This is a genomic window from Williamsia sp. Y712 (assembly GCF_059445525.1).
Window position 1 is genome coordinate 355,886 of the sequence record NZ_JCAIUN010000004.1, and the last position, 23,713, is coordinate 379,598.

Sequence of the window (23,713 nt, forward strand, 5' to 3'; positions counted from 1 at the left end):
TGGGTGGTACGGGTCCGATCGGTAGCCTGGGCCGGTGCTGACTTTTCCGAATCCCGTCAACGACTATGCCGCGCGATCGACTGCCGGCCTGGTGGTCCTGCTCGCCGTAGTGGCGATCGTGATCAACAATCCCGTCGTGTACGCGGTACTCGCGATCGGGTTTGCACTGCGGGTGGCGTCGGGACCCACGCTCTCACCGTTCGGACAACTTTCCGTGCGGGTCATCGTTCCGCACTTCATCAAGAGGACAAAGCTGGTTCCCGGACCGCCGAAGCGGTTCGCTCAGACGATCGGACTGGTCTTCAGCGGTTCTGCGCTGATCCTGTCGCTGTTCGGCCTCGGACTGGCCGCCCAGATCCTGACCGGACTGCTTGTGGTGGCCGCACTTCTGGAGTCGGTCCTCGGTTTTTGCATGGGCTGCACCATCTTTGGCTTCCTGCAGCGCGCCGGTGTGATCCCGGAGAGCGTATGCGAGGCCTGCAACAACATTTCGCTGCGCACATCCGTCACCCACTGACCAGGTCACTCAGGGATCGGGTCCGCGGCGGCCAGAACGGATTGGTGCAGGGCACGTACCAACCGGATGAAGTCCTGCCGTTCTGCCGGGGTCAGAGGCCCGAGTATTTTTCCTTCCGCGCGTTGAATCGCGGCCTGGGTCCGATCGCGAATCTGCTGCCCCTCCGCCGTCAGCGCCACCAGCCGGACGCGGCGGTCGGACGGGTCAGGTCGGCGCGTGATCATCCCCCGCCCTTGCAGGTTGTCCAAAATCGGGATCAGACGCGATTTGTCCGCACCGATTGCCGCCGCCAACGCCTGTTGGGTCCGGACCGGCCCTTCTCTGAGTTCCAGCAGCACGGAATACGCCCACATGGTCAGGTCATTTTCGGCCAAGATGGGTTCCTCGATCTCGACCAGGGCTCGGACCAGCGGCAACAACATCGCTGCCAGATCTGGTCGCGGTTGCTCGTTCATGTCATCAAACTATCGCGTTCGGGCTATCAATAAGCAGGTTGCATACGATATGCTGCTGCTTATGAATATTTTGCAAGCTTCTCACGCCCAAGCCGTGCAACTCACCATCGATTCAGTGCAATTGATCTCGCCCGACCAGCTGATGAGTCAGACCCCATGTGCCGAGTGGAATCTGGTCGAGCTCCTGGACCACATGACCGTGCAAAACAATGGTTTCGCCGCAGCAGCCGCCGGCAACGGTCGCGACGACGCACTCTGGATCACCGGAACGCAGCGCGACGATCCGGTCAGCGACTACTTGGAATCGGCCACCGCGGTGACCACGGCATTCGCGCAGCCCGGCGTCGCCGATCGACACTTCTCACTGCCGGAACTCTCGCGCGATCAGACATTCATCGGCTCACAAGCGATCACCATGCACCTGGTCGACTCCTTCGTCCACGCCTGGGACGTCGCGCGTGCCATCGGTCGTCGCATCGACCCCGATCAGATGCTGACAGAGCTGGTGCTACAAATCGCTGAGCAGATTCCTGATGCCGAAAACCGCAGCCGGACCGGTTCCCCGTTCGGGCCACGAACCGCACCCCCGGCCAATTCGACCGGACTGGACCGGACGCTGGCACTGCTCGGGCGCTCACCGCAGTGGCCAGCGATCTGAGCCTGCCACTCACCTGTCAGCATCCACCAGTGGTTCCGCCACCGGGTGACAGCCATCAGTCCGCAGAACGAGGTCAGTCGACGTTCAGCAGCGAAAGCGCGATTCCGTCGAGGATGTCGTGTTCGGAGACAACAAGATCGGTGATTCCGGTTCGCTCCCCGATCATCTCCGCGAGTTCGAGTGTCACCAGCGATCCGCCACCGATGACGTCGACGCGGCCCGGATGCATCGGCCCGAGCACGGCCCGCTGCGCCCGTGGCATCCGTACCAGGTCCCAACACACCTGCGACAGCCGCTCGAACCCGATCCGCGAGAGATGGATTCGCTCCGAGTCGTACTCCGGGAGGTCTGCAGCCAGGGCCGCCAGGGTGGTCATCGTTCCGGCCACACCCACAAACGTTTTCGCCCCATCGACGTCGACGTGCGAAAAAGCCTCACCCAGAAGCGTTTTGATCACCGAAATGGCATCGGCGATCTCGGCGTCGGTGGGCGGATCGCTGTGCAGGCAGCGTTCGGTCAGCCGGACACAGCCGATGTTGGCCGAATACGCGGCGTGGACACCGTCGCCGTCACCCATCACCACCTCGGTGGACCCGCCACCGAGATCGACAACCACAAACGGACCCTGCGCGGGGTCGAGGTCACCCACCGCACCGGCAAAGCTCAACCGCGCTTCCTCATCGCCGGAGATCACCTCGGCGACCGCGCCGGGTGACACCGCACCGAGCAGTTCACGGGTCATCGCAAAGAACTCGTCACGGTTGGCGGCGTCCCGGGTGGCCGAGGTGGCCACCATCCGGACTGCGCTGACACCGTGGGATTGCATGACCGTCACATAGTCGGCCAGTGCGACGCGGGTACGTTCTATCGCCTCATCGGCGAACGCACCGGTGGCATCAACACCCTGTCCGAGCCGGACAACCCGCATCTCGCGATGAAGATCGATCAGTCCGTCTTCTCCGGCGGCAGCCACCAGCAGGCGGATCGAATTGGTGCCACAATCAACCGCTGCGACAACGTCGCTCATGAATCCTCTTCGCGTGCAGGCAGTTCGGGCCAGTCGGCCGGTATCGCGCTGCCACGCAGTCCGGCTGCGGCAGCCAACGACACGGCCTCGTCACCAAACGGATTCAGACCCGGACCCTTTGCCAGCGAATGCGCGATCAAGACGTGCAGGCATTTGACCCGGTCCGGCATGCCGCCGCCGGTGAAGTCGGTCCCCAACGACTCGATCGCATCGCGTTCGGCGAGATACGACTCGTGGGCCCGACGATATTGCGCGGCCAGCTCTGGATCTTCGGCCAGGCGGGCCGTCATCTCCCGCATCACCCCTGCCGATTCCTGTCGACTCGCCTCGGCGGTCAGGCGCGGATCGGTCAGGTAGTAGAGCGTGGGAAACGGTGTGCCGTCGGGCAGCCGCGGAGCGGTCTTGACGACCGCGGGCCGACCGTCGGGCGTGCGATAGCTGACCTCGAGCACTCCGCGGGGCAAACGTCCCAGCTGCTTTGCGATGACGTCGAGATCATCTTGGGAGACTGATTGATTGGATTCTGAATTACTCATTTTTTCTCGGGCACAGATACCGATTCCCACAGGTTGGTGTACCAGGGGTTCTGTGCCTGCTTCTCCGCCTCACGCTCTTCGTCCGTCTTGCCCGGAGGTACCGGGTACTGCATCACCAGAGGCTTCTCCCCTGGCATCACAAACTGCAATCTTTCGCGCGCCTGCGCCTCGATGTAGGCCGGGTCGCTCTGCTCGGCGACCTTCTCTTCGTAATCGCGAACCTCTTGCTCGAGTTGCGAATTGCCTGCCCGCAATTCGTCGAACTCGGTCTGCTGCGAGAAGTACGTCCGCATCGGTACCGCCAGCGACAACGCCAACAGACTGAGCACGGCGGCGAGCACCACGGCCCGCTTCGGATTGATCGCCTCCCACCGCGACGACAACGCCGCCGCGGTCCGCGGCAACGTCATCGTCGGCGACATGGCGGTCCGCGATGTGGCCCGGGCCCGGGTGGGGCCGGGGCCACCGCGACTGCGCGACCCCGACCGTGCCGGCCGGGCTCCGCCGTCGGCCTGCCCACGGCCGCGCTCACGACGGGATCCGTCTTGCGATCCCGTTCGGCGACTACGTCTTTCGGCCATGGCTTACGCGTCCGTCAACTTATCGTGCTTCTCAGCCCTCGAAGGAAAACCGCGGGAAGGCAAGATCGCCTGCGTACCGGGCTGCGTCACCCAGGCCCTCTTCGATGCGGAGTAGCTGGTTGTACTTGGCAACGCGCTCGCTACGAGCCGGTGCACCGGTCTTGATCTGTCCACAACCACATGCCACTGCCAGGTCGGCGATGGTCGTGTCTTCGGTTTCACCCGAACGGTGGCTCATCATCGTCTTGTAGCCGCTGTTGTGTGCCAGCGCCACGGCGTCGAGGGTTTCGGTGAGTGTGCCGATCTGGTTGACCTTCACCAGCAGTGCGTTGGCGGCACCGCGGTTGATGCCGTCTTCGAGGCGCTCGGGGTTGGTGACGAACAGGTCGTCGCCGACCAGCTGGACCTTGTCGCCGATGGCCTCGGTGAGCGCGATCCAGCCGTCCCAGTCATCCTCGGACAGCGGATCCTCGATCGAGACCAGCGGGAACTCGGTGAGCAGCTCGGCGTAGAACTCGGCCATCTGTGCAGCGGTGCGGATGCTGCCCTCGAAGGCGTAACCCTTGCCCTCGGTGTGGAATTCGGTGGCGGCAACGTCGAGCGCGAGCGCGACGTCGGTGCCCAGCTTCAGACCGGTGTTGCCGATGGCCTCGCTGATCAGCTCCAGCGCTGCACGGGTTCCGGCGATGTCCGGAGCGAAGCCACCCTCGTCACCGAGACCGGTCGACAGGCCCTTGGCCTTGAGGACGGACCGCAGCGAGTGGTACACCTCGGCGCCCCAGCGCAGGGACTCCTTGAACGTCGGCGCTCCGATGGGCGCGACCATGAACTCCTGGACATCGACACCGGTGTCGGCGTGCGCGCCACCGTTGACGATGTTCATCATCGGGACGGGAAGGATGTGCGCGTTGGGTCCGCCCACGTAACGGAACAGCGGCAGTCCGGCCGACTCGGCGGCACCCTTGGCAACGGCCAGGGAGACACCCAGCAGCGCGTTGGCACCCAGGCGGGACTTGTCGGGGGTTCCGTCGAGGTCGAGCAGCGCCTGGTCGACCAGTCGCTGATCGTCGGCTTCGATGCCGATCACGGCGGGTGCGATCTCACCGAGCACGGCCTCCACGGCCTTCAGAACACCCTTGCCGCCGTAGCGATCGCCACCGTCGCGGAGTTCCACTGCTTCGTGCTCACCGGTCGAGGCGCCCGAGGGTACCGCCGCGCGGGTGAATGTTCCGTCGTCCAGAACAACTTCGACCTCGACTGTCGGGTTACCCCGCGAGTCCAGAATTTCGCGGGCTCCGACCTGATCGATGCTGGCCACGGCTCATCTCCTTCAGATGTTGATCACTGCACGTTCACGCCCGCACCGAGAGGTGGCGCGTATCGCCTTAGAGCCTAATGCCCAACGCAGCCAGATAACGATTGACGCACCGACGCCGATGCAGATGCGATCTGCCCGAAAAGCCTCAGTACGCGACGTTCACCGAATAGGCGTTTGCGTGATCTCGGACGTCGAGGACGTACTGCATCGAGTTGTTGTAGACCTTGACCGCTTTCTCCCAGCCTTCGGGCGTGGTCAGATCGCCGCCGGAGACGCAGAGGTAGCGCGCCGCGGACAGGGCTGCGTCGTCGATGTTGTCGACGTCGACCACACCATCGCCGTTGGCGTCGACGCCGAAGCGTTCCCAGGTTGCCGGGATGAACTGGAACGGGCCCATCGCCCGGTCGAGCCGATCGTCACCGTCGAGCACACCGCCATCGGTGTCGGCGATCTTGGCGTTGCCTGCCGTCCCGTCGAGCGGTACCCCGCGGATCTCCGGCGAGACGTCGCCACTGGCGGCGATCTGCGCACCGCGATATTGACCGTGTTTGCTCTCCACGCCGGCGATCCCGGCGAGTGTTGTCCAGGTGATGCCGCATTCGGGGTGTTGCTGACGTTGGATCTCCGCTGCATTGCCGTAGGCCTCCAGAGCGACCAGCGGGATCCGGCTCTGCTCGGAGATCGGGGTCGCCCACTCACGCACCAGTTCAGCGGTGCGGCCGGGCGCGTTGATGTCGAAGTAGGGCACCGGCGCACCGGGGTTGGGTGGGATGCCGTCCGGGATCACCACCTCTGGCTTGGACGGTAGATCGAGGCATCCGGCACTCGCCGCCATCACGCCGACGATGGCGCCCACGACCGCAACCCGTCGGGCAATCGCTCGCCGACCACTTCGCGGCTCTCGCCGACGCCCACACACCACCGTCATCCTCACTTCGTCACCATCGACCCGCCACGTTGTGCGGGACCACCATTCCACTGTGCCCGACCGGGCCGCGCTTGCTCGGTATCGAATCGCCGAACGACACGCCGACCTTCGATCAGCTTTGTCCGATTTGCCCGAATACGCAGGTCGCAGGGGTGGGGCATAAAGTCCCCAACATGTCCCAACTCCAGAATTACCGCTCTGAGTTCCCCGGATTCCGTTGTACAGTCGCGTCTTAGGCAATCCGACCCTAACCGGACCCAAGCACAGAGGGAGCACAGTTGTACGTCGCTGACGGCAGTTCGGCACCCTCGGTGGCGACCCAGTTGTTCGGGAGCGGACTGATCGGTCTTCGCGAGGGACTCGAGGCCGGGATCGTCGTCATGATCCTGGTCGCGTTCTTGGTGAAGTCGGGCCGGCGGGACGCCCTCAAGTGGGTCTGGCTCGGCGTGGGTGCCGCGATCGTGATGGTGCTGACCATCTTCACCGTCATCCATTACGGCACGTCGACAGTGACCGGACTGACCGCAGAAGCCATCGCAGGCGTCACCTCATTGGCAGCTGTGGCCATCGTGACCTTCATGGTGCTGTGGATGCGCAGCGCCGCCGCATCCATCTCCGGCGAACTCAAGGACTCGATGGCGCGCGCGCTCGAGGTCGGCGCGGGTGCGGTGGTGCTGTTGTCGTTTCTGGCCGTGGGACGCGAAGGGGTCGAGACCGCGTTGTTGATGGTCGGGTACGCCGAGAACACATCGGGCAGCAACTGGCCACTGGTGGGATTGGTCCTCGGAGTGGTCGCCGCCGTCGTTGTCACCGTGTTGTTGTACCAGGGCACCGTCCGGATCAACTTCCAGAAATTCTTCACCTACACCGGTGCATTTCTGGTCGTTGTCGCCGCGGGCATGCTGGCGTACGCGATCCGGGCACTGCAGACCGTCGGCTGGCTCCCTGGATTGTCGAACACGGCCTTCGACATCACCGCGCACTATGACCAGTCATCCTGGTATGGAACGGTTCTCGCCGGCATCTTCAACTTCCGGCCCGACCCGACGGTGCTTCAGGTGATCGGATGGGCCGCGTACCTGCTGATCGTGATGACCTACTTCCTCTGGCCCCGTAAACCGGCCGCGACCAGACCACAACAGGCTCCTGTCACCGTCTGATCCACCACCTTTGAAGAAAGGCTCCACCCCACATGAACCCAACCCGATCCGCGAAGGCCGTGGCGTTCCTGTGCGCAGCCGTCGTCGGCCCCCTCGTCTTGGCGGCCTGTACAGAGAAGGCCGAGGCCTCTGACGGCGATATCGCCGTCACCTCGACGGATTCGAGCTGTGATCTCGCCACCACGGATGCCGAGACAGGGAACGTGTCGTTCAACGTCACGAACAACGGCAACAAGATCACCGAGTTCTACGTGTACGGCAACAACAATCGCGTGCTCGGTGAGGTCGAGAACATCGGACCGGGACTGACCGGCAAACTGACCGTCGAGATCGTGGAGCCGGGCACCTACGAGACCGCCTGCAAGCCGGGCATGGTCGGAGCCGGTATCCGTGAAGAGCTGAACGTGACCGGCGAGACCAAGGAGAAGGCGAAGGTTCCGGCCGATGTCGAGCAGGCCAAGGCCTCCTATCTCGACTACGTCCGCGGGCAGGTCAACGGTTTTGCCGCTCAAACCGCCGTGTTCGTCGCGGCGATCAAGGCCGGCGACCTCGAGGCCGCGAAGGCGCAGTTCGGTCAGACGCGTACCTTCTACGAACGCATCGAGCCGGTTGCCGAGTCGTTCCCCGATCTCGATCCCGCGATCGACATGCGCTGGGACGACACCGAAGACGGCGCACAGCCGTTCACCGGATTCCACCGCATCGAGCGCTTCCTGTGGGCACCGCAGACAAGCGACATCGGCGAGAATCCGGGCGATGTGACCCAGGCCGACTACGACAACGCCCTGGCGACCGACAACAAGGCCGAAGCCGACAAGGCGGCCGATGAATTGCTGGCCAACGTCAACGCACTCAAGGCCGAGGTCGACAAGCCAGACTTCGTCTTCGAGACCGGCTCGTTCGTGAAGGGCCCGCAGGCATTGATCGACGAGGTCGCGGCCACCAAGGTCGGTGGCGAGGAAGACCGCTACAGCCACACCGACCTCTGGGACTTCGCAGCCAACGTCGACGGATCCGAAACCCTCATCGCGGCAATGCAACCCATCATCGCGGCCAAGAACCCCGAGCTGATGGACAAGATCACCGCGCAGTTCGCGGCCGTGCGCGCCTCCATCGAGGAGTATCAGACGGCGGACGGTTATGAGTCCTACGACCAGGTCCCGGAAGAGGCCCGCAAGGCGTTCTCCGATCAGATCGATGCACTCTCGCAGTCGCTGTCGCTGGTACCCGGGCTGGTGATGACGCAATAGTGACCGAACCAGAGGGCACCGCACCCACCCCTGATCAGCAGACCGAGCGCACCGGCGTCAGCCGACGCGCGTTGCTCGGCGCTGCCGGTGTGGGTGCGGCCGCCGTCGCCGCGGTCGGGGGTGTGGCCGTCGGCCGCGCCACCGCGGCCGAACCGAGCGCCGATCCGGCCGATCACATCGTCCCGTTCTACGGACCACGCCAGGCCGGCATCGTCACCGAGGCCCAGGACCGACTGCATTTCGCGTCGTTTGACGTCATCACCGACAACCGCGACGAGCTGATCGACATGCTCAAACGGTGGACGGCGGCCGCAGAGCGCATGACCAGGGGTCTGGACACCGTCGAAGGCGGCGCGCTCGGGATGGGCGACTACACGCCGCCTGCCGACACCGGCGAGGCCCTGGGTTTGTCGGCGTCATCACTGACGATCACCATCGGGTTCGGACCGGGGCTGTTCGGCCCCAGTGCCGCAAACCCCACCGGTACAGACAGATTCGGCATCGCCGACCGCAAGCCGGCCGCGCTCACCGACCTCCCGGCGTTTGTGGCCGATGCCATCGAGCGTTCTCGCAGCTTCGGGGACATCGGTGTGCAGGCCTGCTCCGACGACCCCCAGGTCGCCGTCCACGCCATCCGAAACCTGGCCCGGATGGGGTTCGGGGTGGTCAGTGTGCGCTGGTCCCAGCTGGGTTTCGGACGTACGTCGTCCACCACCACGACGCAGGCCACACCGCGAAACATGTTCGGGTTCAAGGACGGAACCGCGAACATCAAATCCGATGACACCGAGGCGCTCGACGCTCACGTCTGGGTTGCCGAGCGCGACAACCCTCCGGCCGCCCAGTGGATGACCGGTGGTTCGTACCTGGTTGCCCGGCGGATCCGGATGGACATCGAACCCTGGGACCGGGCGATGCTGCTCGAACAAGAACAGATCGTCGGACGTTTCAAGGGCAACGGGGCCCCGCTGGGCAAGGTCGACGAGTTCGACGAGATGGACTTCAACATCGGCGACGGCGCAGGCCCACTCGTGCCTCGCAATGCCCACGTGCGCCTTGCTCATCCGGACAATCTCGGGGGTGTCCGGATCCTGCGTCGCGGTTACAACTTCACCGACGGTTCCGACGGGTTCGGGCACCTCGACGCGGGTCTGTTCTTCATCGCCTACTGCCGCGACGCCCATACCCAGTTCGTCCCGATGCAACGAGCGCTGGCGTCCAAGGACGCGATGATGGAATATCTCATGCACACCGGCACGGCTCTGTTCGCCTGTCCCCCAGGCCTGTCCGAGGGTGAATACTGGGGCCAGCACCTGTTCGAATAACGCCCTCACACCCCGATTGTGCGCCCTTGTGGCGAGCATTTCCCCAGGTGAGCGCCGCCAAAAGGGCACACTACTGGGTCAGCGAGGGAAGTGTGTGCGCCAGTCGTCAGCGGTCTTCGGGGCGGTGGCCTCGGCGATGCGGATGTCGGCCATGAATGCCAGAACGTTGCGGCGCAACTGATCTTCGACGCTGGGTCCGTCGGCGGTGATTCGCACTTCGGTGACTTCGGTCGGGATCAGATCTGCTGGAAAGTCCGCCGCGGCAAGCCTTTCGAGAACCTTCTGGGTCAGGGCGAGTGATGGCTGATTGGTGGCGATACCGTCGAGCACCGATCCCCGCGCCTTTTCGGCGGCCTTCCGCGACTCCCACTCGTCGAGCTGGGCCTGCAGATCGATGCGCTCGCCACTGAGTACACCCTGGGTGCGCGCAGACACCTTGTTGGTGAAAGCCCTTGCCACATCGTCGATGTCGAACGGGTCTTCGGCGCGGTCAGCGGCGATCCGTGCATGGAACAGCACCTGCAACAGGATGTCGCCGAGTTCTTCGAGCAGATGATCACGGTCGCCGGAGTCGATCGCATCGAGGAGTTCGTAGGTCTCCTCCACCAGATAGCGACGCAACGACTCGTGGGTCTGATCACGCTCCCACGGACCGTCGAGGCGAAGTCGGTCCATCAACTCGACCGACGCCAGTAACTCCCAGCCGCTCGGTTGCCTGCCGGACGCGTCGACGTCCTTGGCCTGATCAGACATCGGCACCCTGCCCGGCATCGACACGCATGTTGACGCTGCCCGGATTGCGGCCGTCGATGACCAGCAGCAGATCCGCGACCACCTGAACCAGTTCGACGTCGCGCACCCGATCGCTGCCCACTCCACCGGTCCGCGGAATCGGGATCCCGACGACCCCGGTGGTGCCGCGGTACGTCGCCGACGGATACAGCCGCTTGAGCCGAACTTGTTGCGAGTCGAGCAGTTTCAGCGGCGAGACCTTGAACTGGTTGCCCGCGATCCCGACCTCGGTGACACCGAGCTGACGTGCCAGCAAACGCAACTTGGCGACCGACACCAGGCGCAGGACCTCTTCGGGCAGCGGGCCGTAGCGGTCGAGCAGTTCCTCGACAACACCGGTGAGCTCTTCGTCGGTGGCCGCCGACGCGAACTTGCGGTAGGCCTCGAGCCGCAGACGATCGGAATCGACGTAGTCGGGCGGGATGTGCGCATCGACCGGCAGATCGACCCGCACCTCTTTCTCTTCCTCCATGGCGATCGGCCTGCCATCGGCCGCCGCGCGGTAGGCCTCGACGGCTTCACCGACCAACCGCACGTACAGGTCGAAGCCGACGCCTGCGACGTGCCCGGACTGTTCGGCACCGAGCACGTTACCGGCACCACGCAATTCAAGGTCCTTGAGCGCCACGGCCATACCCGCGCCGAGGTCGTTGTTCTGTGCGATGGTCGCCAGCCGCTCGTGCGCCGTTTCGGTCAGTGGCTTTTCGCCGTTGTAGAGGAAGTAGGCGTAGCCACGTTCCCGGCTTCGACCGACGCGTCCGCGCAGCTGATGTAGTTGCGACAGGCCCAGGACCTCGGACCGGTCGACGATCAGGGTGTTGGCGTTGGAGATGTCGAGACCGGTTTCGATGATGGTGGTACACACCAAGACGTCGTACTCACGGTCCCAGAATCCGGTGACGGTGCGTTCGAGGAGGTCCTCCCCCATCTGTCCATGGGCGACGATCACCCGGGCCTCGGGGACCATTTCGCGGATCGCGGCCGCCGTCTTGTCGATGGTGCTGACCCGGTTGTGAACGAAGAAGACCTGTCCGTCACGCAACAGCTCACGCCGGATCGACGCCGCGACCTGCTTTTCCTGGTAGGCACCCACATAGGTGAGCACCGGATGCCGCTCCTCGGGGGGCGTCAAGATGGTCGACATCTCGCGGATACCGGCCATCGACATCTCGAGGGTTCGCGGGATCGGTGTCGCCGACATGGTCAGCACATCGACGTGCGTCCGCAACGATTTGATGTGCTCCTTGTGCTCGACACCAAAGCGTTGCTCTTCGTCGACCACCACCAATCCGAGGTCTTTCCAGCGGATTCCGGTTGCCAGCAGGCGATGGGTTCCGATGACGATGTCGACCGTGCCATCGGCCATGCCCTCGACGACCTTGCGAGAATCACCCACGTCGGTGAACCGGGACAGACCGGCGATCGTCACCGGGAACTCCCGCATGCGATCGGTGAAGGTTTGCAGATGTTGTTGCGCCAGAATGGTTGTGGGTACCAGAACCGCGACCTGTTTACCGCTCTGCACGGCCTTGAACGCCGCCCGGACCGCGATCTCGGTCTTGCCGTAGCCGACGTCGCCGACCACGACACGGTCCATCGGGACCGGGCGTTCCATATCCGCCTTGACCTCACCGATGACGGTGAGCTGGTCGATCGTCTCGGTGAACCCGAACGCGTCTTCCATCTCCCGCTGCCACGGGGTGTCGGGCTCGAACGCATAACCCGGTGCGGCGTGCCTGGCCGCGTACAACTGCACGAGCTCGCCGGCGATCTCGCGAACAGCCTTGCGCGCCTTACGTTTTGTGTTCTGCCAATCGGAGCCGCCGAGTTTCGACAGTGACGGCGTCTCGCCACCGACATACCGGGACAGCTGATCGAGCGAGTCCATCGGGACGAACAATCGGTCGCCGGGGTGACCACGCTTGCTCGGTGCGTATTCGATGACCAGGTATTCACGCCGCGCACCGCCGATGGTCCGCTCGATCATCTCGACGAACTTGCCGATGCCGTGCTGATCGTGGACCACCATGTCACCGGCACTCAGTGCCAGTGGGTCGACCTGGTTGCGACGTTTCGCCGGGAGTCTGCGACCGTCCCGGGCCCCGGTGATCCTGGCACCGGTCAGGTCGGATTCGGTGATGATCACCAGTTGCGCATCGGGCAGCACCAAACCCGACGACAGCGAGCCCCGCAGGACGGTGACCACCCCGGGCTCCGGAGTGGCACCCGAATCAGCATGGCGCACCGGGACTTCGGCATCTCCGAGCCGTTCGACGATGCGGTCGGCAGTACCGGCACCGGCCGAGACCACTGCTGCCCGGCCGCCGGTGGCGACGTGCGCCCGCAGCCCGGCGAAGGTCTTGGCGATTTCCTTCTCGTCGCCGCGGGGCGCCGGGCCCGGCGTCAATGGCAGCTCGGTACCGATGCCGATCGAGCTGTACGTCCACCAAGTGCGCTGCGCGGCAAGGGTTTGTTCGTGTACCTCGTCCAGCGAGCGGTAGGAGCTGTCCTCGAGGTGCAACAGACCGAGGTCGATCGGCGCCAGTCCGCCGCCACCGGCTGCGGTCCACGATGCCTCGAGGAACTCCGCACCGGTCCGAGCGAGATCAGAGGCCCGCGTCCGGACCTTCTCGGGATCGAGGATGACCACGTGGGTACCCACCGGCATCACCTCGGTGAGCAGTTGCATCTGACCCGGGACCAGCGCAGGAATGAGCGCTTCCATCCCCTCGGTGGAGACACCTTCGGAGAGTTTTGTCAGCATCTCGACCACCGACGAATCGGCGGCCATGTCGACCGCGAGGTCGGCGGCCCTGGCGCGCACACCGTCGGTCAACAACAGTTCGCGGCAGGGATGGATGTGGACGAGCTTCATGTCGACTTCGGGTTGACTCCGCTGATCGGCCACCGAGAAGGCCCGCTGCTCGGTGATCTCGTCGCCCCAGAACTCCACGCGAACCGGGTAGTCGGTGGTGGTCGGGAAGACGTCGAGGATGCCGCCGCGGACCGCGAACTCGCCACGTTTTCCGACCATGTCGACGCGGGTGTAAGCCAACTCGACCAGCTTCGCGATCACCCCGTCGAAGTCGATCTCGGCACCCTCACGCAAGGTGATGGAGTCCAGGTCACCCAATCCGGGCGCCAACGGTTGCACCAGTGAGCGAACTGTCGTCACCACCACCTTCAGCGGCGGACCGAAACTCTCCTCGTCGGGGTGACGCAGCCGGTGCAGCACCCGCAACCGCTGACCGACGGTGTCCACCGACGGCGACAACCGCTCGTGCGGCAACGTCTCCCACGACGGGAACTGCGTCACCCGCTTGCCGATGATGTCGCGCAACTGTGCGGTCAGTTCGTCCGATTCGCGTCCGGTCGCGGTCACCACCAACAGCGGCTTCGACGCGGCAGCAGCCAGCGCAGAGACGAGGAATGGTCGCGCCGCCGGCGGTCCCACCAGTTCGAGTTCGGGGGTTCCGAGTTGCCCGCTCACCCCCGTGAGCGCAGCGTCAGAGGCCGCGATCTGGGCCAAACCAGATAGCTGTCCGGTGAAAATTGCAGCAGAGGGCCCAGTCACACGAACAGTTTACGGGTGCGCGGAACCAGCGATGACCACGAGCACCCGATGTTCAACTGAACATCGGGTGCGACCGGTCGATCAGACCTAGAGTGAGCGGGCCCCCACAAGGAGATTCCGATGTCGACCAGCCCGTTCGCCGGCATGAACCGGCGCGAGTTCTTCGCCCGAGTCGCCGCGGTCGGCGGCGCCACCTTCCTCGCATCATGGGCCAACCCGATCATCGATCGCGCGTACGCGGCCGATCCCGGCGGGAGCGGATCGCTTGGCGACATCGAACACTTTGTCTTCTTCATGCAGGAGAACCGTTCGTTCGACCACTACTTCGGAACACTCCAGGGTGTCCGCGGCTTCGACGACCCGTCGGATGCCTGGAAACAGCGCGGCTGGGCCCCGGGCGTCGGACCGACAAATACCGGCTACACGATGCCGTTCCGACTCGACACCAACAGCGGCGCGAGCCTGGACGGCGAGTGCATCAACGACCCGGACCATTCCTGGGCGGGCCTGCACGCGGCCTGGAACGGTGGACGCAACGACGGCTGGCTGCCCATGTCCATCAATTCGGTGGGCCCGGGAAATGCACCCGCGTTGATGGGTCACTATTTGCGCGAAGACATCCCGGTCCATTTTCAGATGGCAGACGCCTTCACCATCTGCGACAACTATCACGCCTCGGTGATCGGCCCGACCGACCCGAACAGGCTCTATTGGATGAGCGCGTCGATCGATCCGGACGGTACCCACGGCGGCCCGCTCCTGGAGACACCCACACTGCTCCCGAAGTTCGTCTATTCGTGGCGGACGATGCCGGAGAACCTCGGCGATGCCGGTGTCAGCTGGAAGATCTACAACAGCAAAGACTTCGGTCCCATCTCGTCGGTGTTGCTCGACGGCATGATGGGGTGTTTCACCCAGGCGGCCGATGTCGATTCCGAGCTCAACCGTCGCGGGATCCAGCCGGCCTACCCCGCAGACTTCGCCGCCGACGTCGCGGCCAACAGGCTGCCCGCCGTGTCGTGGGTGGTCCCCAACCTGCTCGAGTGCGAACATCCCGCGCTACCCGCCGCGCTCGGTGCAGTGGGCATCGTGCAGGTACTCGACATCCTGACGTCCAACCCCGCGGTCTGGGAAAAGACCGCCCTCATCATCAGCTACGACGAGAACGGCGGCTTCTTCGACCACGTCACACCGCCGACCGCTCCCCCGGGCACTCCCGGCGAGTACGTCACCGTCCCCGACATCAATGCGGTCTCCTCGTCGCAAGGCATCCGCGGCCCGATCGGGCTCGGGTATCGCGTTCCGGCGCTTGTCATCTCGCCGTACAGCCGTGGTGGCCTGGTGGCGTCGGAGACCTTTGACCACACCTCCCAGCTACGCCTGCTCGAGACCCGGTTCGGTGTCGAAGTTCCCAACCTGACGCCGTGGCGCCGCAGCGTCACCGGCGACATGACCTCGGCCTTCAACTTCGGTGCCAGGCCCGATCCGACCAAGCCCCAACTGATGGACCCGATACCGCGGGTCCAATTGGCGGCGGCACAGTGCGGGCCCAACGTGGCCGCCGGATTCGTCAATCTGGGCACCCCTTACCCGGTGCCGCCCAATCGCATGCCCACGCAGGAACCGGGTTCGCGCCCGGCCCCGAGCGGGTTGGTGTGACCTGTTGATCATCGGAACGTGTGAACCGGCGCCCCGTCGGCCCATTATTGTGACTGCATGAAGTCACGCTGGTCGGCAGCCAAACTACCGCACTTGGACGGCAAGCGAATCGTGGTCACCGGTGCGACAAACGGTCTGGGCTGGGAGACCGCACGGGGTCTGGCGCGTGTCGGCGCCCACGTGGTCCTTGCCGTTCGGGACATCGATCGCGGTAAAGAACGTGCCGCCGAGATCGCTGCCGACACCGCCGGTGCACATGCCGAGGTCATCGAACTCGATGTGGCCGACCTGTCGTCGGTTCGGCGTTGCGCAGACAGCCTCGGTGACATCGAGATCCTCGTCAACAACGCAGGCGTCATGGCCCGGGAACACGGCTTCACGGTCGATGGATTCGAAACATCCTTCGGCACAAACTTTCTCGGCCCGTTCGCGTTGACCAACCTGCTCCTGCCGCAGATCCGCGACCGGGTGGTGATCGTCGGCTCGAGTTCACACAAAACCGGGCAGATCCATCTCGACGATCCGCATTTCGAGCGGCGCGCCTGGAGTCGTCCGGCGGCGTATGCGCAGTCCAAACTCGCGGACATGCTCTGGGGACTCGAGCTCGACCGCCGTCTGCGCAAGTCGGGGTCGCTGACGAGCACCGCGATCTCGCACCCGGGATGGGCCACCACCGGGATCCTCGGTGTCACCGGTTTGCGGGCGATCGACAGTGTGATCGCCGGCGCGGGCAGGCTCCTGGCCAACACACCGGCCGAAGGCGCCGCGATCACGCTGCGGGCGCTGACCCCGGACATCCCGTCAGGGTCATACGTCGGGCCGGATGGACCGTTCGGATTGCGCGGCGCCCCGGTGCTGGTCGGTCGATCCACGGCGGCCTGCGACACCCGCACGGCGGGATTGCTGTGGGAACTCGCGGAGTTCGCAACCGACACGAGGTACCCGCTGTGACCATCACCCTGCGGCCGGCCACCGCGCCCGACTGCGTAGATGTCGCCGCCATCTACAAGCACTACGTCGACCACACGGTCGTCACCTTCGACTACGTCGCACCGACCGCTGCCGAGTGGAAGATCAAGCGCGCCAACCTGATCTCCGAGCGCTTTCCCTTTCTGGTGGCCGAGGACGAGAACAGCGTGGTGGTCGGGTTCGCCTACGTGGCCCACTACCGGCCCAAGCAGGCATACGCGTGGACCGTCGAGAACACCATCTACCTGAGCCCGGCATATACCGGCCAGGGCTACGGGGCAACATTGCTGACCGGACTCCTCGACGCGGTGAAAGACTCACCGGCCCATCGGATCGTGTCGGTGATCGCGGACATCCCCGGTTCGGGTTCGGTACCACTGCACGCCAAAGCCGGGTTCTACGAAGTCGGACGCCTGATGCGGATCGGCTTCAAACACGGCTCGTGGGTGGACTGCATCGTGATGCAATACGACGTCGTAGATTCGGACCAGCCACCCGCCTGAGCTGCGACGAGTCCGCCCAGGAACAAAACGGACCGAGGTCCGTTTGGTAGTATCATGTCCGTGACCCGCATGCCTTCCCTGTTTCTGAGCCATGGCGCTCCCCCACTGGTGGACGATGCCCGCTGGGTCGGGGAGCTCGAGCAGTGGTCGGCGGACCTGCCCACGCCCACCGCGATCTTGATGGTGTCCGCCCACTGGGAGTCGGCGCCACTGACCATCGGCGCCACCGATTCCACGGTGCCGCTGACCTACGACTTCGGGGGCTTCCCCGAGCATTACTACCGCGTGCGCTACGACGCCCCGGGTGCCGTCGACCTCGCCGCCCGAATCGAGGCGTTGATGCCCGACAAGCAGGCCGTACGCCACGATCGGGGTCGTCGCCTCGATCACGGTGCCTATGTCCCGCTGACCGTGATGTACCCGGAAGCACAGATCCCGGTCTTACAGATCTCCCTGCCGACCCTCGATCCGCAACAGCTCCTCGACCTCGGACGGCGGCTCAAGCCGCTGCGCGATGAGGGCGTGCTGATCATCGGTTCCGGTTTCACCACCCACGGTCTGCCGTTCCTGCGCGACATGCGACCCGAGGCCATCGCGCCGACGTGGTCCAAAGAGTTCGACGCCTGGGCCGGCGAACGTTTTGCCGCCGGCGATGTGGAGTCACTGGTTCGATTCCGCGAGCTGGCACCCGGTATGCCGTATGCGCATCCGACGGTCGAGCACTGGTCACCGCTGTTTGTTGCGCTCGGTGCCAGTGACAACCCGGAACAGAAAGGCGATCAGGTGGTCGACGGTTTCTGGATGGGCCTGAGCAAGCGGAGCCTACAGCTGGCCTGAGGCGACAACGGTCACGTCGAGGGCGGGTCGTTCGGTGTGACCAGGTGTGGCTCGGCCTCCAGATTGACCAGGCCGTTCCAGCACAGATTGACCAGATGCGCGGCAACGACCTCCTTGGAGGGCTCCCGCACACCGAGCCACCACTGAGCAGTGGACGTGACCATCCCGACCAGCGCCTGCGCATACAGGGGCGCCAGCGCCGGATCACGGCCACCTCGTTCGAAATCCTCACCGAGAATGTGCTCGACCTGGCTGATGGCGTCGTTCAGCAGACTCGAATACTTGCCGGAGTCGCCTGCCGTCGACGAACCGCGCATCAAGATCTGAAAGCCGTCGGTGCGGTCTTCCATATAGGTCAGCAACGCCAGCGCCACCTGTTGCACGCGGTACCGTGACCGGTTTTTGCTGAGCGACGACGTGATCATCTCGAGCAGGGTTTCCATCTCGCGGTCGACGATCACCGCATACAGACCCTCTTTGCCACCGAAGTGTTCATACACAACAGGTTTGGAGACACCTGCGCGCTGTGCGATCTCCTCGACAGCGGTTGCCTCGAAGCCCCGTTCGGCGAACAGTCCCCTGGCGACCTCGATCAGCTGATGACGCCGCTGTGGACCGGTCATCCGCGCTCGCGGTACCCGTTGGACCTGATCTGCCTTGGTGGTCGGGCGATCGACTGTCATCGTCGCCTTCCCCTCACAAAAATGGACATCGAGTCCAACTATATGCGGCCACGTTTCAAATCAGTTAGATCCCGGCGCGGTCGGGCCTGCCTCGCCGACCGGACGGATAGATTCGTGCGATGGCATTTGGGCAGAACAAGAACGACAAGATTCGTACCGCTGCACGCGAAGCACGGCACAACAACGAAGTGATCTTCACGCCAGAACTCGGCGGGAACGCGAAGAAGTGGGCCGAGCTGATCACAGCAATCGAGTCCGAGGGCTGGAAACTCGAACACTGGGCGGTGGGACCAACCGGAACGATCGCCTCGATCGAGGCCTACCCACTGTTCCGCGCGCGGTAGTCACCCGGTCAATACGTTGCTCCGCCACCAGGACTCGAACCTGGAATACCTGAACCAAAATCAGGAGTGTTGCCGATTACACCATGGCGGATTGCGCTCACGATTGTGCCATGAGACTCACCGGAACCCACAACCGGCTCGCGGTGCCCGACAACCACCTCGCAGACGCTCCGGGTTTACGAAGACGCTCCACATATTTGTGGAGCGTCTTCGTAGAGGTGGAGCGTCTGGCGGTCGATCAGTCGCGGGGACCGCCTGCGACGTAGATGACCTGGCCGGTGACAAATCCGGCACCCTCGCTGGCCAGGAATGACACGGTGTGTGCGATGTCCTCGGGTTGGCCGACCCGGGCAACCGGGATCTGGGATGCCGCTGCGGCCTTGTAATCCTCGAATGGAACACCGACGCGTTCGGCGGTCGCGGCGGTCATCTCGGTCTCGATGAAACCCGGTCCGATGGCATTGGCCGTCACGCCGAACTTGCCGAGCTCGATCGAAAGGGTCTTGGTGAATCCCTGCATCCCGGCCTTGGCCGCGGAGTAGTTCGCCTGACCACGGTTACCGAGCGCCGACACACTCGACAGGTTGACGACCCGGCCGAACTTGGCCGCGACCATGTGCTGCTGCACAGCCCGCGACATCAGGAACGCACCACGCAGGTGGACGTTCATGACCGAATCCCAGTCGTCGACCGACATTTTGAACAACATGTTGTCGCGGGTGATACCGGCGTTGTTGACGAGGATGGTCGGCGCGCCCAGCTCGGCGGCGACTTTCTCGACGGCCGCGGCGACGGCAGCCTCGTCGGCGACGTTGGCGCCGACGGCGATCGCTTTGCCGCCTGCGTCGGTGATCGCTTTGACGGTGTCGCCGCAACTCGTCTCGTCGAGATCCAGGACCGCCACGGCATATCCATCGGCCGACAGGCGTTTCGCAACCGCTGCCCCGATCCCACGTGCCGCGCCGGTGACGATCGCTGTTCTCTGCTCGCTCACAACAACTCCCTTGTCGAAGAACTACGGATGACGATCGCCAGGTGACCGGTCAACAACGGTCCGAGCGGCCTGCCGATGGTCCACCAGTTGTATCAAGTGCCCCCGAAAGGTGCGTAGGATCGGGCCGTTCCCCGCCTCCAACCGCCAAGGGAGTCCTATGTCCGTGGCACCTGAATCCGCGCGCTCGGCCCCCGGGCCAACCGCCGTCCTGATCCTCGCCGCGGGCGCAGGCACCCGCATGAAGTCGGCCACCCCGAAGGTCCTACACGCGATCGGTGGGCGCTCGCTGCTGTCCCATGCTCTGCACGCCGCAGCCGGCATCGCGCCTGATCACCTGGTTGTCGTGGTCGGTCACGATCGCGAGAAGGTCAGCAGCGCCTGCGATGACATCGCCGCCACCCTCGGCCGCGACGTCCACACCGCGGTTCAGGAGCAGCAGAACGGCACCGGCGACGCCGTCCGGGCCGGGCTGGCGGCACTGCCCGACGACTTCGACGGCACCGTTCTCGTCACCGCCGCCGACGTCCCACTTCTCGACGGCCCGACGCTGAGTGATCTCATCGCAGACCACACCAGCGCCCCCGCCGCATCAGTGACAGTTCTCACGTCAACCGCGCCCGATCCGACGGGATATGGGCGCGTTTTGCGTACCCAGGACGGAGCCGTCACGGCGATCGTCGAGCAGAAGGACGCGACGCCGGAGCAGCGCCGCATCACCGAGGTCAACTCCGGCGTCTACGCCTTCGACGCCACCACATTGCGGAGTGCACTGGCAGAACTGTCCCCCGACAATGCGCAGCACGAGCTGTACCTGACCGACGTCATAGAGATCGCCAACCGGCATTCAGAAGTGGTGCGCGCCAAGCACATCGACGATGCCGCCCTCGTTGCCGGGTGCAACGACCGACTGCAGTTGGCCACCCTTGGAGCCGAGCTGAACCGGCGAATCCTGGCGGGCCACATGCTCGGCGGTGTCACGATCATCGATCCGGCCACCACCTGGGTTGATGTCGACGTCACGATCGGCCCCGACGTCACCATCGCGCCCGGGACCCAGCTGTTGGGGCGGACCAGTGTTGCCACCGGCGCCGAGATCGGCCCCGACACCACCCTGTCCGACGTCACCGTCGGCGCAGGCGCATCGATCATCCGGACCCACGGATCGGAATCGATCATCGGCGCAAACACGCAGGTCGGACCTTTCGCGTACTTGCGTCCGGGCTCAGTTCTCGGTGAGGCGGGCAAGATCGGGACGTTCGTCGAAACGAAGAACGCGAACATCGGCAAGGGCGCCAAGGTGCCTCATCTGACGTACGTCGGCGACGCCACCATCGGCGAGGGCACCAACATCGGCGCCTCGAGCGTTTTCGTGAACTACGACGGCGTGAACAAGAGCCGTACCACAATTGGGGCACATTGCCGAACCGGTTCGGACACCATGTTTGTTGCACCCCTCAATGTCGGTGATGGCGTCTACACCGGAGCAGGTACCGTCTTGACGCAGGATGTGCCCCCCGGAGCCCTCGCGGTCTCTGGTGGGAAACAGAGAAATATCGACGGTTGGGTGCAGGCCAAGCGGCCTGGAACGCCATCGGCACAAGCTGCTGCCGATGCACTCTCCGACACCGAGAACGTGCAACAAGAAAGTGACCCGCTGTGACCTGGACCACCACCCACAATCAGAAGAACCTCATGCTGTTCTCTGGTCGTGCACATCCCGAGCTGGCCGAAGCGGTCGCAAAAGAGCTCGACATCGAGGTGACCCCCCAAACCGCCCGCGACTTCGCCAACGGGGAGATCTTCGTACGCTTCGAGGAGTCGGTCCGCGGCTCGGACGCTTTCGTGCTGCAGAGCTGCCCGTTCCCGCTCAACCAGCACCTGATGGAACAGCTGATCATGATCGACGCGCTCAAGCGCGGATCGGCCAAGCGCATCACGGCTGTCCTGCCGTTCTACCCCTACGCCCGCCAGGACAAGAAGCACCGCGGACGCGAGCCCATCTCCGCCCGCCTGGTGGCCGACCTCCTCAAGACCGCAGGCGCCGACCGCATCATCACCGTCGACCTGCACACCGATCAGATCCAGGGCTTCTTCGACGGACCCGTCGACCATATGCACGCCCAGGGCCAGCTGTCCGAGTACGTCAAGGGCAAGTACGGCACCGCCAACATCACCATCGTCTCGCCGGACTCCGGCCGCGTGCGTGTTGCAGAGAAGTGGGCCGACTCATTTGACGGCGCACCGTTGGCGTTCATCCACAAGACCCGCGATCCGCTGGTGCCGAACCAGGTGAAGTCGAACCGGGTTGTCGGTGACGTCGCCGGCCGCACCTGCGTGCTGATCGACGACATGATCGACACCGGCGGCACCATCGCAGGCGCGGTGCAGGTCCTGCGGGATGCCGGTGCGGGCGACGTTGTCATCGCCACCACCCATGGCGTCTTCTCAGATCCGGCAGCCGAGCGGCTGGCCAACTGTGGCGCCCGCGAGGTCATCGCCACCGATACCCTCCCGATCGGACCGGAGAAGCGGTTCGACAACCTCACCGTGCTCTCCATCGCACCGCTACTTGGCCGTACAATCCGCGAGGTCTTCGAAAACGGATCGGTGACAAGTCTTTTCAACGGAAGCGCATAGGAGTACAGACGCGATGGCGGCTACGATCTATCACAATCCCAAATGTTCGACGTCACGAAAGACGTTGCAGCACTTGCGTGATGCCGGGGTTGAACCAACCATCGTGAAGTACCTCGAGGAGCCGCCGACGCGGTCCGAACTCGAGAAGATGATCTCCGACGCCGGTATCGAGGTTTCCGCAGCGGTGCGCAAGCGCGAGTCGCTGTACAAGGAACTCGACCTCGCCGGGGCCACCGACGATCAGCTTCTCGATGCGATGGCCGCCAATCCGATCCTGATCGAGCGGCCGTTCGTGGTGACCGACAAGGGCACCCGGCTGACCCGTCCGGTCGAATCCGTCGACGAGATCCTCTAGTCACAACAAAAAGCACACCGTCCGGTCAAAGGCACACGTTGCAACGTGTGCCTTTGACCGGACGGTGTGCTTTTGTCTGTGCAGCCTAGGTTTCCGTCGGCTTCGGCAGCGGCTTCTGGATCCGCGGAAACGCGATCGCCACCAGTCCGCGCACCGACCCCTTGATGAAGTCGACCAGGTCGAAGTAGTCACGCCACACCGTGATCAGGCCGTTCTCGACCTCGAATCGGCCACAGACCCAGAACTGCATCCGGAGTCTGCCGAACGCGATTTCGTCGACCCGCTCGGTGATCACAACCGATCCGTTGGCCGTGATGTTGACCCACTTGACGCTGAATCCCATGCGCGTTTTGTGCATCACCTGAAAAAGTCTGGCCAGTCGCTTCTTGCCGCGCATGAAGCTGTAGCCGACATTCGCGTATTCGATCTCCGGATCGACCAGCGCCAACGTCGACACGTGGTCGCCCAGCGCAAGCGCGTCGAGAAACCTCCGGGCCGTGTCCGACGGTGTGGTTGCCACCGGAACGCTCCCCGCCTGCGTGATCTCTGATTCTGTGTTCCCCGTCATGCCGCCCGAGACTACGCCAACAGCCGTGAGAGCGCCGGGGAAA

At 64.3% G+C, this 23,713-nt stretch carries 23 protein-coding genes, 1 tRNA gene and 1 pseudogene; 13 read left to right on the forward strand and 12 right to left on the reverse strand.

Features of this window, described 5'->3' with window-relative positions; all coding sequences use genetic code 11:
• Positions 1–34: 34 nt before the first annotated feature.
• Entirely contained in the window at positions 35–517 is a 483-nt protein-coding gene (locus AC1D75_RS24815) for a DUF4395 domain-containing protein (RefSeq protein WP_495517990.1), read from the forward strand.
• A gap of 5 nt (positions 518–522) precedes the next feature.
• Here AC1D75_RS24815 and AC1D75_RS24820 read toward each other — a convergent pair whose 3' ends face one another.
• Positions 523–972, reverse strand: coding sequence for a MarR family winged helix-turn-helix transcriptional regulator (locus AC1D75_RS24820; protein ID WP_495517991.1), 450 nt, complete (start codon positions 970–972; stop codon positions 523–525).
• A gap of 61 nt (positions 973–1,033) precedes the next feature.
• Here AC1D75_RS24820 and AC1D75_RS24825 point away from each other — a divergent pair, with 61 nt between their 5' ends.
• Positions 1,034–1,630, forward strand: a complete 597-nt coding sequence (locus AC1D75_RS24825; RefSeq protein ID WP_495517992.1) for a TIGR03086 family metal-binding protein — start codon at positions 1,034–1,036, stop codon at positions 1,628–1,630.
• Between the two features lie 73 nt (positions 1,631–1,703).
• Here the strand turns inward: AC1D75_RS24825 and AC1D75_RS24830 are convergent, their stop codons facing one another.
• The 5 genes from AC1D75_RS24830 to AC1D75_RS24850 all read right to left on the reverse strand — a co-directional run bounded on the left by AC1D75_RS24830 (position 1,704) and on the right by AC1D75_RS24850 (position 5,927).
• Complete coding sequence (locus AC1D75_RS24830; protein ID WP_495517993.1) at positions 1,704–2,657, reverse strand: Ppx/GppA phosphatase family protein; 954 nt, start codon at positions 2,655–2,657, stop codon at positions 1,704–1,706.
• The gene (locus AC1D75_RS24835; protein WP_495517994.1) at positions 2,654–3,193 is read right to left on the reverse strand and encodes a DUF501 domain-containing protein; all 540 of its coding nucleotides are present in this window, start codon (positions 3,191–3,193) and stop codon (positions 2,654–2,656) included. The genes AC1D75_RS24830 and AC1D75_RS24835 overlap by 4 nt, the downstream gene beginning before the upstream one ends.
• Positions 3,190–3,774: an FtsB family cell division protein gene (locus AC1D75_RS24840; RefSeq protein ID WP_495517995.1), complete on the reverse strand. Its 585-nt coding sequence runs from the start codon at positions 3,772–3,774 to the stop codon at positions 3,190–3,192. Before AC1D75_RS24840 ends, AC1D75_RS24835 begins: the two co-directional genes overlap by 4 nt.
• A 31-nt stretch (positions 3,775–3,805) precedes the next feature.
• On the reverse strand, positions 3,806–5,092 hold the full coding sequence (gene eno, locus AC1D75_RS24845; RefSeq protein WP_495517996.1) for a phosphopyruvate hydratase: 1,287 nt from the start codon (positions 5,090–5,092) through the stop codon (positions 3,806–3,808).
• A 145-nt stretch (positions 5,093–5,237) separates the two neighbouring features.
• Positions 5,238–5,927, reverse strand: coding sequence for a lytic transglycosylase domain-containing protein (locus AC1D75_RS24850; protein ID WP_495518409.1), 690 nt, complete (start codon positions 5,925–5,927; stop codon positions 5,238–5,240).
• A gap of 371 nt (positions 5,928–6,298) precedes the next feature.
• On the opposite strand from AC1D75_RS24850, the gene efeU reads away from it, so the two are divergent.
• From efeU to efeB, 3 genes are read left to right on the forward strand one after another with little or no spacing between them, the layout of a single operon-like run.
• Entirely contained in the window at positions 6,299–7,180 is an 882-nt protein-coding gene (efeU, locus tag AC1D75_RS24855) for an iron uptake transporter permease EfeU (RefSeq protein ID WP_495517997.1), read from the forward strand.
• A 32-nt stretch (positions 7,181–7,212) separates the two neighbouring features.
• Positions 7,213–8,430 carry an iron uptake system protein EfeO gene (gene efeO / locus AC1D75_RS24860; protein WP_495517998.1) on the forward strand — a complete coding sequence of 406 codons (1,218 nt, stop codon included), beginning with the start codon at positions 7,213–7,215 and terminating at the stop codon, positions 8,428–8,430.
• The gene (gene efeB / locus AC1D75_RS24865) at positions 8,430–9,755 is read left to right on the forward strand and encodes an iron uptake transporter deferrochelatase/peroxidase subunit (RefSeq protein WP_495517999.1); all 1,326 of its coding nucleotides are present in this window, start codon (positions 8,430–8,432) and stop codon (positions 9,753–9,755) included. Before efeO ends, efeB begins: the two co-directional genes overlap by 1 nt.
• Before the next feature lie 78 nt (positions 9,756–9,833).
• Here efeB and AC1D75_RS24870 read toward each other — a convergent pair.
• Both AC1D75_RS24870 and mfd read right to left on the reverse strand, forming a co-directional pair.
• Positions 9,834–10,466 (reverse strand): annotated as a pseudogene (locus tag AC1D75_RS24870) (nucleoside triphosphate pyrophosphohydrolase); the annotation flags it as partial.
• 34 nt (positions 10,467–10,500) lie between these two features.
• Complete coding sequence (gene mfd, locus AC1D75_RS24875; protein WP_495518000.1) at positions 10,501–14,121, reverse strand: transcription-repair coupling factor; 3,621 nt, start codon at positions 14,119–14,121, stop codon at positions 10,501–10,503.
• 120 nt (positions 14,122–14,241) lie between these two features.
• Between mfd and AC1D75_RS24880 the strand changes: the two genes are divergently transcribed.
• The 4 genes from AC1D75_RS24880 (at position 14,242) to AC1D75_RS24895 (ending at position 18,089) form a co-directional block, all read left to right on the forward strand.
• Positions 14,242–15,780 carry a phospholipase C gene (locus AC1D75_RS24880; protein WP_495518001.1) on the forward strand — a complete coding sequence of 513 codons (1,539 nt, stop codon included), beginning with the start codon at positions 14,242–14,244 and terminating at the stop codon, positions 15,778–15,780.
• 57 nt (positions 15,781–15,837) lie between these two features.
• Positions 15,838–16,731 carry an oxidoreductase gene (locus AC1D75_RS24885; protein ID WP_495518002.1) on the forward strand — a complete coding sequence of 298 codons (894 nt, stop codon included), beginning with the start codon at positions 15,838–15,840 and terminating at the stop codon, positions 16,729–16,731.
• On the forward strand, positions 16,728–17,252 hold the full coding sequence (locus AC1D75_RS24890; protein WP_495518003.1) for a GNAT family N-acetyltransferase: 525 nt from the start codon (positions 16,728–16,730) through the stop codon (positions 17,250–17,252). The genes AC1D75_RS24885 and AC1D75_RS24890 overlap by 4 nt, the downstream gene beginning before the upstream one ends.
• 69 nt (positions 17,253–17,321) lie before the next feature.
• Complete coding sequence (locus AC1D75_RS24895; RefSeq protein WP_495518410.1) at positions 17,322–18,089, forward strand: dioxygenase family protein; 768 nt, start codon at positions 17,322–17,324, stop codon at positions 18,087–18,089.
• Positions 18,090–18,100: 11 nt separating this feature from the next.
• Here the strand turns inward: AC1D75_RS24895 and AC1D75_RS24900 are convergent, their stop codons facing one another.
• Positions 18,101–18,772 carry a TetR/AcrR family transcriptional regulator gene (locus AC1D75_RS24900; protein ID WP_495518004.1) on the reverse strand — a complete coding sequence of 224 codons (672 nt, stop codon included), beginning with the start codon at positions 18,770–18,772 and terminating at the stop codon, positions 18,101–18,103.
• A gap of 119 nt (positions 18,773–18,891) precedes the next feature.
• Here AC1D75_RS24900 and AC1D75_RS24905 point away from each other — a divergent pair, with 119 nt between their 5' ends.
• Positions 18,892–19,116: a hypothetical protein gene (locus tag AC1D75_RS24905; protein WP_495518005.1), complete on the forward strand. Its 225-nt coding sequence runs from the start codon at positions 18,892–18,894 to the stop codon at positions 19,114–19,116.
• 19 nt (positions 19,117–19,135) lie between these two features.
• On the opposite strand, the gene AC1D75_RS24910 is transcribed toward AC1D75_RS24905, so the two are convergent.
• Both AC1D75_RS24910 and fabG read right to left on the reverse strand, forming a co-directional pair.
• Positions 19,136–19,207, reverse strand: a tRNA-Gln gene (locus AC1D75_RS24910).
• A 147-nt stretch (positions 19,208–19,354) separates the two neighbouring features.
• Positions 19,355–20,110 (reverse strand): 3-oxoacyl-ACP reductase FabG, encoded by a 756-nt coding sequence (gene fabG, locus AC1D75_RS24915; protein WP_495518006.1) that lies wholly within the window; start codon positions 20,108–20,110, stop codon positions 19,355–19,357.
• A 157-nt stretch (positions 20,111–20,267) separates the two neighbouring features.
• Here fabG and glmU point away from each other — a divergent pair, with 157 nt between their 5' ends.
• From glmU to arsC, 3 genes are read left to right on the forward strand one after another with little or no spacing between them, the layout of a single operon-like run.
• Positions 20,268–21,770, forward strand: coding sequence for a bifunctional UDP-N-acetylglucosamine diphosphorylase/glucosamine-1-phosphate N-acetyltransferase GlmU (glmU, locus tag AC1D75_RS24920; protein ID WP_495518007.1), 1,503 nt, complete (start codon positions 20,268–20,270; stop codon positions 21,768–21,770).
• Positions 21,767–22,747 (forward strand): ribose-phosphate diphosphokinase, encoded by a 981-nt coding sequence (locus AC1D75_RS24925; protein ID WP_495518008.1) that lies wholly within the window; start codon positions 21,767–21,769, stop codon positions 22,745–22,747. The genes glmU and AC1D75_RS24925 overlap by 4 nt, the downstream gene beginning before the upstream one ends.
• 13 nt (positions 22,748–22,760) lie before the next feature.
• Positions 22,761–23,102 (forward strand): arsenate reductase (glutaredoxin), encoded by a 342-nt coding sequence (gene arsC, locus AC1D75_RS24930; protein ID WP_495518009.1) that lies wholly within the window; start codon positions 22,761–22,763, stop codon positions 23,100–23,102.
• Positions 23,103–23,187: 85 nt separating this feature from the next.
• Here the strand turns inward: arsC and AC1D75_RS24935 are convergent, their stop codons facing one another.
• Positions 23,188–23,670 (reverse strand): limonene-1,2-epoxide hydrolase family protein, encoded by a 483-nt coding sequence (locus AC1D75_RS24935; RefSeq protein WP_495518010.1) that lies wholly within the window; start codon positions 23,668–23,670, stop codon positions 23,188–23,190.
• Positions 23,671–23,713: the final 43 nt, after the last annotated feature.

Bases quoted from the DNA above. Each gene is read 5' to 3' on its own strand.
- AC1D75_RS24820 (WP_495517991.1), bottom strand. From the start codon at position 972: ATGAACGAGCAACCGCGACCAGATCTGGCAGCGATGTTGTTGCCGCTG.
- AC1D75_RS24825 (WP_495517992.1), top strand. From the start codon at position 1,034: ATGAATATTTTGCAAGCTTCTCACGCCCAAGCCGTGCAACTCACCATC.
- AC1D75_RS24830 (WP_495517993.1), bottom strand. From the start codon at position 2,657: ATGAGCGACGTTGTCGCAGCGGTTGATTGTGGCACCAATTCGATCCGC.
- AC1D75_RS24835 (WP_495517994.1), bottom strand. From the start codon at position 3,193: ATGAGTAATTCAGAATCCAATCAATCAGTCTCCCAAGATGATCTCGAC.
- AC1D75_RS24840 (WP_495517995.1), bottom strand. From the start codon at position 3,774: ATGGCCGAAAGACGTAGTCGCCGAACGGGATCGCAAGACGGATCCCGT.
- AC1D75_RS24850 (WP_495518409.1), bottom strand. From the start codon at position 5,927: ATGGCGGCGAGTGCCGGATGCCTCGATCTACCGTCCAAGCCAGAGGTG.
- efeO (WP_495517998.1), top strand. From the start codon at position 7,213: ATGAACCCAACCCGATCCGCGAAGGCCGTGGCGTTCCTGTGCGCAGCC.
- AC1D75_RS24880 (WP_495518001.1), top strand. From the start codon at position 14,242: ATGTCGACCAGCCCGTTCGCCGGCATGAACCGGCGCGAGTTCTTCGCC.
- AC1D75_RS24885 (WP_495518002.1), top strand. From the start codon at position 15,838: ATGAAGTCACGCTGGTCGGCAGCCAAACTACCGCACTTGGACGGCAAG.
- AC1D75_RS24895 (WP_495518410.1), top strand. From the start codon at position 17,322: ATGCCTTCCCTGTTTCTGAGCCATGGCGCTCCCCCACTGGTGGACGAT.
- AC1D75_RS24900 (WP_495518004.1), bottom strand. From the start codon at position 18,772: ATGACAGTCGATCGCCCGACCACCAAGGCAGATCAGGTCCAACGGGTA.
- AC1D75_RS24905 (WP_495518005.1), top strand. From the start codon at position 18,892: ATGGCATTTGGGCAGAACAAGAACGACAAGATTCGTACCGCTGCACGC.
- glmU (WP_495518007.1), top strand. From the start codon at position 20,268: ATGTCCGTGGCACCTGAATCCGCGCGCTCGGCCCCCGGGCCAACCGCC.
- arsC (WP_495518009.1), top strand. From the start codon at position 22,761: ATGGCGGCTACGATCTATCACAATCCCAAATGTTCGACGTCACGAAAG.
- AC1D75_RS24935 (WP_495518010.1), bottom strand. From the start codon at position 23,670: ATGACGGGGAACACAGAATCAGAGATCACGCAGGCGGGGAGCGTTCCG.